We start from the raw sequence: 13,482 nt of genomic DNA, 5'->3' as shown, positions 1-13,482 counted from the left end.
ACGCCACGGGAACGGTTTTAGTTCCCGGTTCACCTCTCCGCCTCACCCGGCGCGTAGTTTGGGGTCCATGCACCACCACTTCGAGTTCAAGGTCCCCGGCGGCAAGTTGGTCGTCGTGGACGTGACCACCGATCCCGCCGAATCCGCCGCCCCCGCCACCATCTCCTCCGCCCAGGTCTCCGGCGACTTCTTCCTCGAACCCGAGGAGGCCTTCGAGTCCCTCGGCCCGGCCCTGGTGGGCGCGGAGGTCACCGAGAACACGGACTCGCTGCAGCGGCGTCTCGACGCCGCGCTGGCCGGCTTCGGCGGGGAGCTGGCCCTGCACGGTTTCAGCACCCGCGACATCGCGGTGGCCGTCCGCCGCGCGGTGGTCGGCGGCACCGATTTCACGGATCACTCCTGGGAGGTCCTCCACCCCGGTCCCCTGCCCACGCAGGTCAACGTGGCCCTCGACGAGCTGCTGCTCGACCAGGTGGCCGCGGGGCAGCGGGGCCCGACGATGCGGATCTGGGAGTGGGATGACCGGGCCACGGTGATCGGCTCCTATCAGTCGTACGTCAACGAGGTGGAGCCCGCGGGCGTCGAGAAGCACGGGATCACCGTCGTGCGCCGCATCTCCGGCGGCGGGGCGATGTTCATGGAGGGCGGCAACTGCATCACCTACTCCCTCTACGCGCCCGCCTCCCTGGTGGCCGGCTACAGCTACGAGGACTCCTACGCCTACCTGGATCAGTGGGTGCTCGCCGCGCTGGCACGGCACGGCGTCGACGCGTGGTACCAGCCGATCAACGACATCACCTCCACCGGAGGCAAGATCGGCGGGGCCGCGCAGAAGCGACGCAAGGGGGCGGTCCTGCACCACGTCACGATGTCCTACGACATCGACGCCGACAAGATGGCCGAGGTGCTGCGCGTGGGCAAGGTCAAACTCGCCAGCAAGGGGCTGCGCAGCGCGAAGAGGCGCGTGGATCCGCTGCGCCGGCAGACGGGCGCGGAACGTGCGGAGATCATCGACACCCTCGTCGACGAGTTCAGCAACCGTTACGGCGCCCGGCCGGCCGAGCTCCCGCAGGCGGATCTCGACGCCGCGGCCCAGCTCGTGGAGGAGAAGTTCGGCACGGAGGCCTGGACGCACCGGGTGCCGTGACCCTCGGCGCGGGGCCGGAGCGGGCCGGGTCGTCCTAGACTGGTTCTCCCCTACCCTGACAGCCGCATCCTCGGAGACATCCATGGCCGGAACCCCCGTCACCGCTCCCGCCGACACCCACGACGTCATCCGCGTCCTCGGTGCCCGGGAGAACAACCTGCGCGGGATCGACGTCGAGATCCCCAAGCGCCGTCTGACGGTGTTCACCGGTGTCTCCGGCTCCGGCAAGTCGTCGCTGGTCTTCGCCACCATCGCTGCCGAGTCCCAACGGCTGATCAACGAGACCTACCCGTCCTTCGTCCAGGGCTTCATGCCCACGCTGGCCCGTCCGGACGTCGACCGGCTCGAGGGAATCACCACCGCGATCATCGTCGACCAGGAGCCGATGGGAGCGAATTCCCGCTCCACGGTGGGCACCGCCACCGACGCGACCGCCATGCTGCGCATCCTCTTCTCGCGTATCGCCGAGCCGAACGCCGGCGGGCCGGGCGCCTACTCCTTCAACGTCCCCTCGGTCAGCGCGGCCGGGGCCATCACCGTGGAGAAGGGCCGGCAGAAGAAGGTCCGCGCCGACTTCAGGCGCACCGGCGGCATGTGTCCGCGGTGCGACGGCATGGGGCGGGTCTCCGACATCGACCTGGACGAGATCGTCGACGAATCGCTCTCGCTGAACGACGGCGCCATCAGGGCACCCGGCTTCAAGCCCGGCCAGTGGGCCCACCGCATGTACGCCGAGTCCGGCCTCTACCCCGCCGACCAGCCGGTGCAGGACTTCACGGCAAAGCAGCGCGAGGCGTTTCTCTACGCGGAACCGGAGAAACGGAAGATCGCCGAGATGAACATGACCTACGAGGGGCTCATCCCGCGGATCAGAAAGTCCATGCTCACCAAGGACCGGGAGTCGATGCAGCGGCACATCGGCGAATTCGTCGACCGGGCCGTGACCTTCATCGAATGTCCCGGGTGCGGCGGCGCCCGGCTGGCGCAGCACGCGCTGGAGTCGCGGATCCGGGGCAGGAACATCGCCGAGCTGTGCGCCATGGAGATCCGCGACCTGGCCGAGTGGTTCCGCGAGGCCGGTGACCTGGGTGCGCCGTCGGTGGGTCCGCTGCTCCAGGGCATCCGGGAGACCCTCGACAACTTCGTGTCCATCGGGCTGGGGTACCTGACCCTGGACCGCCCGGCCGGCACCCTGTCGGGGGGCGAGGCCCAGCGCACCAGGATGATCCGCCACCTGGGTTCCGCCCTGACGGACGTGACCTACATCTTCGATGAACCCACCGCGGGCCTGCACCCGCACGACATCCGGCGGATGAACACCCTCCTGCTCGAGCTGCGCGACAAGGGCAACACCGTGCTGGTCGTCGAGCACAAGCCCGAGACCATCGCCATCGCCGACCACGTCATCGACCTCGGCCCCGGCGCGGGCACCGACGGCGGCGGGATCTGTTTCACCGGCGACGTCGGGCAGCTGCGGGCCTCGGACACGCTGACCGGCCGCCACCTCGACGACCGCGCCCGTCTCAGGGACGGGACACGCACCCCCACCGGCGCCCTGGAGATCCGCGGGGCGGGCCGCAACAACCTCCGCGACGTCGACGTGGACGTCCCGCTCGGTGTGCTCACCGCCATCACCGGGGTGGCCGGCTCCGGCAAGTCCTCGCTGATCGCCGAGCTACCGTGCTCGGAGACGACCGTGCTGGTCGACCAGTCCCCCATCCGCGGCTCAAGACGCTCCAACCCGGCCACCTACACCGGTGCCCTGGACTCCATCCGCAAGGCCTTCGCGAAGGCCAACGGGGTCAAACCCGCCCTGTTCAGCCCCAACTCCGAGGGCGCGTGCCCGAACTGCAAGGGTGCCGGGGTGGTCTACGTGGACCTGGGCATCATGGCCGGGGTCGACATGCCCTGCGAGGTCTGCGAGGGCAGGCGCTTCGAGGAGAGCGTGCTCGACCACCACTTCGGCGGCCGCAACATCGCGCAGGTGCTGGCCATGCCCGTCGAGGAGGCGGCGGAATTCTTCGCCGGCCCGGACTCCCGGGTGCCGGCCGCGGCGAAGATCTGCACCCGGCTGGCCGACGTCGGCCTGGGCTACCTCGCCCTGGGGCAGCCGCTGACCACCCTGTCCGGCGGTGAGCGCCAGCGGCTCAAGCTCGCCGCCCACCTGGCGGAGAAGGCGGAGATCCTCATTCTCGACGAGCCGACCACCGGCCTGCACCTCGCGGACGTCGAGAAGCTGCTGGGGCTGCTCGACCGGCTCGTCGACGACGGGCGCACCGTGATCACCATCGAACACCATCTGGCCGTGGTCGCCCACGCCGACCACGTCATCGACCTCGGCCCGGGCGCGGGCTCCGAGGGCGGCGAGGTCACCTTCACCGGCACGCCCGTGGAGATGGTCGCCGACGGCACCACCGTGACTGGGCGCTACCTGGCTGAATACGTCTCCTGATCCCCGGCCCGGGTCCCGCCGCGCCGCACGGGGCCGCGCCCGCGGAGTTGTTAGACTTCCGGCATGCCGTTCACTCCCTACGCCCTGCCCGCCCGGGCGGTCGGGACCAGCAACCGGATCGCCGTCGCGGACCCCAACCAGGCCATCCTCTTCTCCCACTTCCACGACCGCGCCATCCACGACGCCGTCGAGGTACCCGTGACCCTGCTGCCCGACCCCCGCGGCGGCGGCTTCAAGGTCAAGTGGGACTTCGGCGTGATCGGCACGCTGCCCGCGGATTTTCGGGAACAGTTCCCGCAGCTGGAGCGCGTGACCGGTTCCCAGCTCACCCCACAGGTCACCGCCGAGGTGCGGGTCGTGCCCAACGCAGGCCTCGGGGTGTCCGTGCTGCTGGTGGACCCGCAGTGGTGCGTCCCGGTCAACGATCCGTTGGACGAACCGTGGACGCTGCTGCCCCCGGGGCGCGCGCTCGAGCTGGATCCGGCGGTCGACGGCGACGTCGGAACGGACGAGCTCGCGGCGCTGGGTACTGTGCAGCTCCTGGTGGAGCTCGTCGAGGTCGACGGCCGCGTCACGGTCCTCCACGACGGCCGCGTGCTCGGCGTGGCCACCCGGTGGGACTCGCTCAAGCTCAGCGACGCGCTCGCGCACTTCGCCGCCCTCGGCCTGCGGGTGATGGCCCGCGCCTTCGTCCGCGACGGCGCCGTGAGCGTCGAATGCGCCCGCACCTCCGACCTGGACGATCGGGATCTGGAACCGGAGATCTCACCCTTGCCGACGCTCGCGGTGCCCGCCGCCGTGGCCGGACCGGAGGGCGCCGGCGTGCCGGACCTCTCGGAGGCCGGGGTGTCCGTCGGCGCCGACGGGAGCTGGTCGGTGCACATGCCCTCGAACTCCTTCGAGGCCGTCACCCCTGCGCGGGCCGAGAGCCACCGGAGGCGCAGCATTGTCTCCCCCACGCAGCGCAGGGATGAGACGGCGGGCAAGGAGCCGGTGACCCCGGAGCAGGCACCGGCCGATGAGGCACCCGCCGACAAGGCCCCGGTGGCCCCGGCCCCCGCCGAGCGGGCCCATGCCACCGAGGTGATCCGCGTGGTGGAGGATGACGACCTGCCGGACGCGGCCGGCCCCGCGAAGGCCGCGGAACCCGTGCAGGGCATCCCCCGCTCGGTGGCGGAGGCGCGCAGGGTCCGCGGCGGCGGCGCGCACCGGGCCGACCGTCAGCGCAGCGACCGGATCCGCTGGTCCGGGCCGTGGTGGATCGTGGTGCTCGCGGTCGTGGTGCTCATCACCCTCGCGCTGATCGTGCTGCTGGGCTGACCCGGCGCCGGGACCGGTGGCTGCGTCTACGAGACGTTGACCCGCACGCCCGTCGAGGGGCGGGTGAGCATCTTCGTCCACGGGAAGGCCACGTCCTCGATCTCCCCCGAGATCGACACCTGCGGCCGGCACAGCGCCACCACTGCAGCGGAGAGCGCCGTCATCGCGATCTTCTCCCCCGGGCAGCGGTGGCCCTCCAGGACATCGCCGCCGCCCTGCGGGATGAACGAGGTGATCTCCTCGGCGTCCTCGACGCCGAGGAAACGCTCCGGCTCGAAGGCGCCGGCGTCCTTCCACTCGGTCGGGGCGGTGTTGGTACCGAGAATGTCGAGGAGCACCCGCTGCCCCTTCTTGATCGGGCATCCCTTGATCTCGGTGTCGGTGGTGGCCAGCGCCGGCAGCATGGGGACGAAGGGGTAGGTGCGGCGGACCTCATGGGCGAAGGCCACCGCCTCCGGAATATCGATGAGGCCGCCCCCGGCCGCCACCGAGGCCGCGCGGATGCGCTCGACCCACTCGGGGTGCTCCACCAGGGCGGCGGCGGCGAAGGCCGCGAAGCGGCCCACGGCCACGGTGGGCCGGGTCAGGTTCTGCAGGTCCACCCCCGCGGTACGGTCGTCGACCAGTTCGCCGTTCTCATCGTGCAGATTCGCCATGCGGGCGAGCACGGAATCCGCGGGAGCCTGAGTCCTGCCGGAGCGGACGTCGCGAATGAGCCGGGTGGCCCAGCGGTCGAGCCGGAAACGGTCCACCCAGGCGATCGCGTTGCGGCTCGGCTGCCCGAAGGCGTCGACCAGCCGGCTCATCCGGCGGGCCTGGGCCTCCATCTCGCGGTCCGACAGCGGCAGCTCCGCCCACCGGAACGCGGCCCGTCCGTAGGCGACGGCGGTGTCGTCGAAGACGTTGCCGGAGCCGGTGGCCCACTTCCCCAGCATCGTCTCGAGCTCCTCTGCCACCAGCTCCTTGAACCGTTCGACGTGCTCGTCGTTGTAGGCCAGGTCGACCAGGACGGTCTTCCGGGTCTCGTGCGCCTTACCGTCGAGGTTGTGGACCGCGCCCGGACCGAAGAGCGGGTTACGGATGAAGATGGGCATCGCGCCGTTGCGTTTCATCCGGTCCCCGTCATAGAACAGGCGCACCCCCTCCTCACCCCGGACCAGGACAGCCGGTCTGCCGAGCATGCGCAACTTCACGGGAGTGTCGGAATCCGGGGCGACTCCCGCCTTGTCGCGGATGCGGGAGGCGAAGAGATAACCGGAGCGCAGGAAGTTGAGTCCCTGCTCGAAACGGACACGGGCGGGGGCGTTCGAGGTCATGAGCGGTACCTTCCACGGGGTCGGTGCGGTCTTGTGCCCCACGGTACGTGAGAATCCGGCGCCCCCGTCGTGGGTCCGGTCAGAAGGTGCAGCGGGGCGAGTACCGCTCCTCCAGGCCGAGCTCCAGCGCGATCGGGCAGTAGATCAGGTACTGCAGCGACATCGCCGACAGCGACGTGCCCAGTGCGCTCGGGGCGGTGACCGGGTTGTCGAAGAGGGAGAAGTAGAAGTCCCACCAGGCGAGTGCCACGGGTTCCGCGGACTGGCGGAACGCGTCGGCGGAGGTGTCCGCCTTCTGGGCGGTGGCGGCCGGGGCGGTGACGAGGGCGATGGCGAGGGCCGCCGCGGCCGCCGGGGAGGCGAACGTCTTCCGGAATGTCATGGCGGGATCCTCTCGGCACGATGACGATATGGCTGTCAGGGTACCGGGGGCGACCATCCCGCGGGCGGTTTCCGGCCCACCGGCTGCATCGCGCACCGCTTCGTGGGGCCCGCGCTCCCCCGATCTCCGGGCAGCCTCCGTCAGTTGGCGTAGACACGGAAGGTGACACCGAAGTCCGCGCCGAGGAGGGCGCCGTCCGCGGCGAGGATCTCCGGGAGGAAGTCCGCCGGGGCCGGGTGGTCCGGCAGATCCGCGAGGTACTCGGTGTGGCACTCGAGGGAGGCGACGGCGGCATCGCGGTCGGCCTGCCCGACGGCGGTGCCGTGGGTGGGTGCGCCGTGGCCGGCCACCAGGATGTGGCCGACGTGCCAGGTCTCCAGTCCCTCCTGCTCGATCTGCTCGCGGAACACCCAGCGGTTGCCGGCGTCACGCACCGCGTCGACGGCGGCGAGACCGGCGGCGCGGTGGTCGGCCTGGTTGAGCCCCCACGGCGCCTCAAGATCGAAATTGGTGGTGATGACGGCGTCGGGACGCAGCCGCCGGATCCGGCGGGCGATGTCGCGCCGCAGGTCGAGACCGTAGACCAGGTGGCCGTCCGGGTGGTTGAGCAGCATCAGGTCGCTGACGCCGACGGCCTCACAGGCGTGGCGCTGTTCTTCGGCTCGCACACGGCCGGCCTCCTCGGGCGGGCGCTGCATACCGGCCTGGCCGTTGGTGAGCAGAAGGTAAGAGACCTCCACTCCGGCATTCGTCCAGTGGTGGACGGCGGCGGACAACCCGTATTCGGCGTCGTCGGGGTGCGCGACCACGACCAGGACGCGTTTCCAGTTGCTCCAGTCCAGCTTCTCTACGCTCGATTCCATGTCCGGGGCCACCTTCCAGTGCGTTGGGGCTGTGTGCCCCCACCCTAGCCAGATCACTCACGGGCGGCGGTCAGACCCAGGCCTCCCGGTCCAGGTCAGTATCCAGCCCATCATCCGATCAGCCTTTCCGGTGGCAACGCGGCGGTCACGCCCCCCTTACCGCCCCACAGAAGAACAACGGCGCGGGCGGCCGACTGCCGGGAAAATCCCCGCAGCCGGCCGCCCGCGCCGTTGCCTTATCAGAGGGCCGCCGGGCTATTCGCCGGTCCTGCCACGAGAGGCGGTGCTGCCCGTGTCCCGGTCATCGTCCCGCTCACCGTCGGGGCGGGCAGCATACGAGCCGCCGGTTCCCTCCGGGTCCTCCGGGTCATCGTGATTCCTCGAGTACTCCTCGAGGACGGCACCGACCACCGCCGGGTTGATCACCGTCTCGTCCCCGTTGTCGTCGGGAATGTGGTGGATCGGGCCGATCGGCTCCGGGGAGGGAGATTCCTCGTTACGTTCCCATTCCTCCGCGGTCTGGGCGGAGTCCCACTGTCGGGTGACGGTGGGCATCGGATCACCGGTATCGTTCTTCAGCGCCACGCCGAGACTGAACATCATGATGAAGCCCATGATGAAGAAGGGCAGCCCGACCACGATGATCGTCTGCTGGAGTGCCGACAGTCCACCCTCACCGGTGGCGGCGAGCAGGACGGCCGCGACCGCACCCATGAGCACCGTCCAGATGAGCTTCTGGTGGGTCGGAGCGAAGGCCGGTTCCCTGCCGGAGGCGATCATGTCCGTGACCATGGCCGCGGAGTCCACGGAGGTGGTGAAGAAGATGATCACGATGACGATCGCCAGTCCCGAGACGAAGGTGGCGGCCGGGTAGTTCGACAGGAACTCGAACAGCGCACCCGGGATGTCGCCCTCGACAGCCACCGCGTTGACGAGCCCGCCATCGCCGTTGCGCTCGATGTTGAAGGCGGAGGTGCCGAAGGAACCGAACCAGATCAGGGAGAAGGTCACCGGCAGGCCCAGCACGCCGACGACGAACTGACGGATGGTGCGACCCCGGCTGATCCGGGCGATGAAGATGCCCACGAAGGGCGACCAGGTGATCGTCCAGGCCCAGTAGAAGACCGTCCAGGTGTTCTGCCAGGTGGCGTTGTCCGGGGAGTTCGGGACCGTGTTGTTCCAGAACGCCAGCTCGGGCAGCCAGCTGAGGTAGGTGCCCACGGACTCGATGGTGCCCTTGAGCACCAGCACGGTCGGGCCCGCCAGAATGACGAAGATCATCAGGCCGATGGCCATCCAGATGTTGATGTTCGACAGGATCTTGATGCCCCGGTCCAGGCCGAGCGCCACCGAGACCGACGCGATGGCGGTGACGACCACGATCACCACCACCTGGACGAGCGGCGAGAACTCGATGCCGAACAGTTCCGCCAACCCGGCGTTGATCTGCAGGGTGCCGAGTCCCACGGATGTCGCGACGCCGAAGACGGTGCCGATCAGGGCGGCGACGTCGATGGTCTTGCCGATGGGTCCGTAGACCTTCGCCCCCAGCAGCGGGGAAAAGATGGAGCTCACGCGCGGCGGCATCTTGCGCTTGTAGATGAAGTAGGCGAAGCACAGCGCGGGCAGCGTGAAGATGGTCCAGGTGTGCAGCCCGAAGTGGTAGTGGGTGATCGCGATGGCCTGCTCCGCGGCCTCGACCGATCCCGGGACGGTATCGCCGATCGGCGGGTTCGCGAAGTGGGAGATCGGCTCCGCCACGCCCCAGAACATCAGGATCGTGCCGATACCGGCGGCAAACAGCATCGCGAACCAGGCCAGCGTGGAGTACTCCGGCCGCTCGTCGTCGGCGCCCAGCCGGACGTGGCCGTACCGGCTCAGGGCGACAAAGACCAGGAAGATCAGGAAGACCGTGACGCCGAGGACGTAGAACCAACCGAGATTGGACAGCACCCAGTCCGAGGCGGTGCCGAAGACGTCGCTGACCCAGTCGCCGAACAGGATGGTGACAGCCACGAAGACCACGACAATGCCGACCGCCGCAAAGTACACCGGAGGGTCGGTTTTCAATCTGAGGGACCTCGCCAAGCGTTCGAGCATGGGGTTCTCCTTCACAAATGAACGAAAAAAGGGTATCCCATTCAACGTAACGCGCCTTCGCCCCGCTGGGGTGACATCGGCTGAACCGTGGGCGGCCGGAGGGGGCGGAAATCCCCGGTGACCTGCCCCTGTCCCGAAGATCACAATTCCCTAACAGGGGAAACCATTTGTCTTGCGCGGGCGTTCTACAGGATCCCGGCAATCCGGGCGATGTCCCTGTAGGCGGCGGCCAGGTCGGGTACCTGCGCGTGCGCGTTCAATCCGCTCGGATTCGGCGCGACGAACAGTTCCACGCCGGGCCACGGCGACTCCTGCCGCCCCACCTTCGCCCTGGGCCGGGAGAACGCCGTGCGGTAGGCGGTGATGCCGAGGATCGCCACCACCTTCGGGGCACGCTCGGCCACGAGCCGGTCCAGTCGCCGCAGACCGGCACGCAGTTCGTCGTCGTCGAGTTCATCGGCCCGGGCGGTCGCCCGCGGGGCGATGTTGGTGATGCCGATGCCGCGGGAGGTCAGCTGCGCCAGATCGGTCTCGGTGAAGCCCTCGGAGGCGTCGATGAGCGTGTCCGTGATGCCCGCGCGGTGCAGCGCCGGATAGAAGCGGTTGCCGCGCTTGGCGAAGTGCGCCCCGGCCGCCGCGCTGGTCAGTCCCGGGTTGATGCCCACGAACAGCAGGTTGAGCGGCTCGGGCAGCAGGTCGGGGACGGTGCACCCACGGAAGGTCTCCAGCTCCTGCCTGGTGTAGCCCACTACTTCCCCACCACGATCCGGTTGCCGGCGTCCACGCGGCGGGTCAGGCCGAGCTCGTCCATGTGCTCGAGCAGCGGGATGGCGATGCGCCGGGAGGTGTCGAGCGCCTTGCGGGCCTGGCTAGTGGTGAAGGGCTGATCCAGCTGACGCAACGTTGCCACCGCCTTGCGCGGGGCGTCGGGAAGCAGCACGACCCCGTCGGCCAGGCGGAGGATGCGACCGGCGCGCTCGGCGGCGGCCAGCTGCTTCGCCCCCAGCTTGAGGTCGGTGAGTTCATTGGCGTCGGGGGCGGCGAAGGGTTCATCGCGCAGCCATCCCTCGATGGTGGCCACGGACTTCTCGGCGGGGCCGAGGTCCACCTTCCGGCCAGGCTGGCGGATGTGGCCGCCCTCCTGCTCGAGCCCGGCGGCGGCGACGACGGCGTCGAGCAGCACGTCGTCGGGCGAGGAGATCAGATCCCGGGCGGCGCCCCGCGACAGGCCCGGCGACAGCGGGTCGAGCTGCTCGACGGCCTCGCGCAGGCGTCCGCGCCAGGTGTCGACGAGTACGGAGTCCACCCACCAGGGGCCGAAGGCGGTGATGCGCGCGGGCGCTTCGGCGGGCAGCTCCAAGCCCATGCGGGTGAGTTCGTCGACGCGGACGAATCCGCGGCGGGTGACCTCGAGAACGGCGTCACCGGCCGGGTTCATGCCCGCGAGCGCCTCGCCGCGTCGGCGGCCGTCGCCACGGCGGGTCAGTTCCGGCGGGTCGACGTCGAGGACCTGCACGCCGGCCAGCACCGAGCGGCTGCCGGAACCGCGCAGGACGAAGCGGTCGCCGAGCTCGAGCGGCAGGCGGCGGTCGAGCGTCAGGCGGGCGTGGTCGTCACTGAAGGGGCGCAGCTGCGCTTCCACCGCGACGGTGCCGGTATGCACGACGATGGTCTGCGGCCCGTCCGACAGCGGCGTACCGGTGGTGCGGCGCACGTCGACGGTGTCGACGACCGACCAGGCACCGGGGCTGACCAGTACGTCGCCGCGGTGGATGTCGTCGGCGGATTCGCCGCGCAGGTTGACGGCCACGCGGTTGACCGGTCCGATCTCCGGGTGGGAGCGGTTCTGGCTGTGCAGCGCGCGGATGGTGACCGGGCGGACGGCCTCGCGGCCGATCAGCTCGAGGCGTCCGCCCTCAACCAGGGTGCCTGCCGCGAGCGTGCCGGTGACGACGGTGCCCGCCCCCTTGATGGTGAAGGAACGGTCGATCCACATCCGCACGCGCTCGTCCGGATCCGGGGCGGGGGCGGAGGCCAGCACGTCGTCGAGGGCGGCACGCAGGTCGTCGATCCCCTCCCCCGTCACGGCGGAGACGGTCACCGCGGGGGCATCGGCCAGCGGGGTGCCGGCCAGCTCGGTGCGGACCTGGGCGAGCACCTCATCGCGGCGAGGCTGGTCCGCCCGGTCGGCGCGGGTGAGCACGACCAGGCCGTGTTCGATGCCGAGGGCGGCGACGGCGTCGCGGTGGTCGGTGGACTGGGCCTGCCAGCCCTCGTCGGCGGCGACGATGAAGCAGACCACCGGGGCCGGGCCGAGGCCGGCGAGCATGTTGCCGAGGAAGCGCTCATGCCCGGGCACGTCGACGAAGGCGACGTGGCGGCCGGAGGGCAACCCCGTCCAGACGAAGCCGAGGTCGATGGTCAGGCCGCGGTCGCGTTCCTCGGCCCAGCGGTCGGGTTCCATACCGGTCAGGGCGCGGACCAGGGTGGATTTTCCGTGGTCGACGTGTCCGGCGGTGGCTACGACGAACAATGCTTCAGTTCCCCTCTTCCAGCGTGGTGAGCTTGGTGAGCGCGGTGGTGACCGCGGCCGTCAGCCGGTCGTCCTCGTGCGGCGGCACGCACCGCAGGTCGATCAGGCACGCGCCCTGGTGGACCCGGGCGAGGACGACGGGCCCGCCGGCGCGCAGCAGCGGGGCCAGGGCCTCGGGCAGTTCGACGGCCAGGCCGGGCAGCGGGTGGCCGGGCGCTCCCCCGCCGCCGACGCGGCCGTCGTGTTCGACGACGCGCCCGCCGGTGGCCTCGGCCAGGGCCCCGGTGCGTCGCCGGATCTGTTCCGTATCGGGATGGAGCGCCTGCTGCACCGGGGTGGGCCCCCCGGCCACGGTGGCCTCGAGGGCGGCCAGGGTGAGCTTGTCGACGCGCAGCGCGCGCGCCAGCGGGTGGCGTTTGAGGCGGGCGATGACCTCCGCGCGGCCGAGCAGGATGCCGGCCTGGGGGCCGCCGAGCAGCTTGTCGCCGCTGGCGATGACCACGTCCGCCCCCGCCCGCAGCGCGGCGTCGATGTCGGGCTCGTCGGGCAGCACGGGGTCCGGGGTGAGCAGGCCGCTGCCGAGGTCGGCGATCAGTGCCAGGTCGTGCTCGTCGGCGATGCGCCGCAGCTCGGGGACGTCGACGGAGGAGGTGAAGCCCTCGACGCGGAAGTTGCTGGGGTGGACCTTGAGCAGGGCGCGGGTGCGGTCGGTGACGGCGTCCACGTAGTCGGCCGGGTGCGTGCGGTTGGTCGCGCCGATCTCGCGGAGGCGGGAACCGGTGGTCTCGATGAGTTCGGGCAGGCGGAAGCCGGCGCCGATCTCGATGAGCTCACCGCGGCTGATGATGATCTCTCCCCCGTCGGCCAGCGCCGTGGTGGCCAGCAGCAGGGCGGCCGCGCCGTTGTTGACCACCAGCGCGTCCTCCGCCGCCGGGCACGCGGCCAGCAGCGCCGCGCGCGCCCCGGCCCCGCGGGTGCGCGAGCGCAGTCCCGTGGCCAGGTCGAGTTCGACGTCGACGTAGCCGGCGGCGGCGGTGAGCGCCTCCCGCGCCGGGGCCGACAGCGGGGCACGACCGAGGTTGGTGTGGACGATGACGCCGGTGGCGTTGAGCACCGGGGTCAGGGTGCTGGTGGCGGTGGCGGCGAGCGTGCCGACGACCGTGTCCGTGACCTCTTCGGGGGAGATCCCACCGCGGCGGGCGTCGTCCTGCGCGCCCCGGATGATCGCCCGGATGCGGGTCTCGCTCAGGCGCGCGCGGGCTGCGGCCACCTCGGGCAGGGCCAGCAACTGATCCGTTCGCGGAATGCGGCGGCGGGGATCGTCACCATTGCCCACTGCACCCTCCTGGCCTGGTATTTCAGCTGCCGT

Annotated in this window: 10 protein-coding genes; 3 read left to right on the top strand and 7 right to left on the bottom strand. The window is 70.6% G+C overall.

Annotated features, from left to right (window positions below):
• The first annotated feature begins 67 nt into the window (after positions 1-67).
• The 3 genes from A605_RS05455 to A605_RS05445 all read left to right on the top strand — a co-directional run bounded on the left by A605_RS05455 (position 68) and on the right by A605_RS05445 (position 4,919).
• Positions 68-1,147 carry a lipoate--protein ligase family protein gene (locus A605_RS05455; RefSeq protein ID WP_015400503.1) on the top strand — a complete coding sequence of 360 codons (1,080 nt, stop codon included), beginning with the start codon at positions 68-70 and terminating at the stop codon, positions 1,145-1,147.
• 82 nt (positions 1,148-1,229) lie between these two features.
• Positions 1,230-3,599 carry an ATP-binding cassette domain-containing protein gene (locus A605_RS05450; protein ID WP_015400502.1) on the top strand — a complete coding sequence of 790 codons (2,370 nt, stop codon included), beginning with the start codon at positions 1,230-1,232 and terminating at the stop codon, positions 3,597-3,599.
• Positions 3,600-3,662: 63 nt separating this feature from the next.
• A complete protein-coding gene (locus A605_RS05445; protein WP_015400501.1) occupies positions 3,663-4,919 on the top strand; it encodes a hypothetical protein in 1,257 nt (418 codons plus the stop codon).
• A 26-nt stretch (positions 4,920-4,945) separates the two neighbouring features.
• Here A605_RS05445 and A605_RS05440 read toward each other — a convergent pair whose 3' ends face one another.
• The 7 genes from A605_RS05440 to selA form a co-directional block, all read right to left on the bottom strand.
• Positions 4,946-6,235 carry a cytochrome P450 gene (locus A605_RS05440; RefSeq protein WP_015400500.1) on the bottom strand — a complete coding sequence of 430 codons (1,290 nt, stop codon included), beginning with the start codon at positions 6,233-6,235 and terminating at the stop codon, positions 4,946-4,948.
• Positions 6,236-6,314: 79 nt separating this feature from the next.
• Positions 6,315-6,617, bottom strand: coding sequence for a hypothetical protein (locus A605_RS05435; protein WP_015400499.1), 303 nt, complete (start codon positions 6,615-6,617; stop codon positions 6,315-6,317).
• A 140-nt stretch (positions 6,618-6,757) separates the two neighbouring features.
• Complete coding sequence (locus A605_RS05430) at positions 6,758-7,480, bottom strand: PIG-L deacetylase family protein (protein WP_015400498.1); 723 nt, start codon at positions 7,478-7,480, stop codon at positions 6,758-6,760.
• 255 nt (positions 7,481-7,735) lie between these two features.
• Complete coding sequence (locus A605_RS05425; RefSeq protein WP_015400497.1) at positions 7,736-9,580, bottom strand: BCCT family transporter; 1,845 nt, start codon at positions 9,578-9,580, stop codon at positions 7,736-7,738.
• Positions 9,581-9,765: 185 nt separating this feature from the next.
• The gene (locus A605_RS05420) at positions 9,766-10,329 is read right to left on the bottom strand and encodes a mismatch-specific DNA-glycosylase (RefSeq protein WP_015400496.1); all 564 of its coding nucleotides are present in this window, start codon (positions 10,327-10,329) and stop codon (positions 9,766-9,768) included.
• Positions 10,329-12,113 carry a selenocysteine-specific translation elongation factor gene (gene selB / locus A605_RS05415; RefSeq protein ID WP_015400495.1) on the bottom strand — a complete coding sequence of 595 codons (1,785 nt, stop codon included), beginning with the start codon at positions 12,111-12,113 and terminating at the stop codon, positions 10,329-10,331. Before selB ends, A605_RS05420 begins: the two co-directional genes overlap by 1 nt.
• A gap of 4 nt (positions 12,114-12,117) precedes the next feature.
• Complete coding sequence (selA, locus tag A605_RS05410) at positions 12,118-13,449, bottom strand: L-seryl-tRNA(Sec) selenium transferase (RefSeq protein WP_015400494.1); 1,332 nt, start codon at positions 13,447-13,449, stop codon at positions 12,118-12,120.
• Positions 13,450-13,482: the final 33 nt, after the last annotated feature.

The sequence above is a fragment of the Corynebacterium halotolerans YIM 70093 = DSM 44683 genome (genome assembly GCF_000341345.1).
Classification (GTDB): domain Bacteria; phylum Actinomycetota; class Actinomycetes; order Mycobacteriales; family Mycobacteriaceae; genus Corynebacterium; species Corynebacterium halotolerans.
Note: the sequence above shows the minus strand (reverse complement) of the source record. Positions and strands in the feature narration are given on the sequence as shown.

Excerpts from the sequence above, each read along its gene's own strand:
- A605_RS05445 (WP_015400501.1), top strand. The coding sequence starts at position 3,663 with ATGCCGTTCACTCCCTACGCCCTGCCCGCCCGGGCGGTCGGGACCAGC.
- A605_RS05425 (WP_015400497.1), bottom strand. The coding sequence starts at position 9,580 with ATGCTCGAACGCTTGGCGAGGTCCCTCAGATTGAAAACCGACCCTCCG.
- A605_RS05435 (WP_015400499.1), bottom strand. The coding sequence starts at position 6,617 with ATGACATTCCGGAAGACGTTCGCCTCCCCGGCGGCCGCGGCGGCCCTC.
- A605_RS05440 (WP_015400500.1), bottom strand. The coding sequence starts at position 6,235 with ATGACCTCGAACGCCCCCGCCCGTGTCCGTTTCGAGCAGGGACTCAAC.
- A605_RS05455 (WP_015400503.1), top strand. The coding sequence starts at position 68 with ATGCACCACCACTTCGAGTTCAAGGTCCCCGGCGGCAAGTTGGTCGTC.
- A605_RS05430 (WP_015400498.1), bottom strand. The coding sequence starts at position 7,480 with ATGGAATCGAGCGTAGAGAAGCTGGACTGGAGCAACTGGAAACGCGTC.
- A605_RS05450 (WP_015400502.1), top strand. The coding sequence starts at position 1,230 with ATGGCCGGAACCCCCGTCACCGCTCCCGCCGACACCCACGACGTCATC.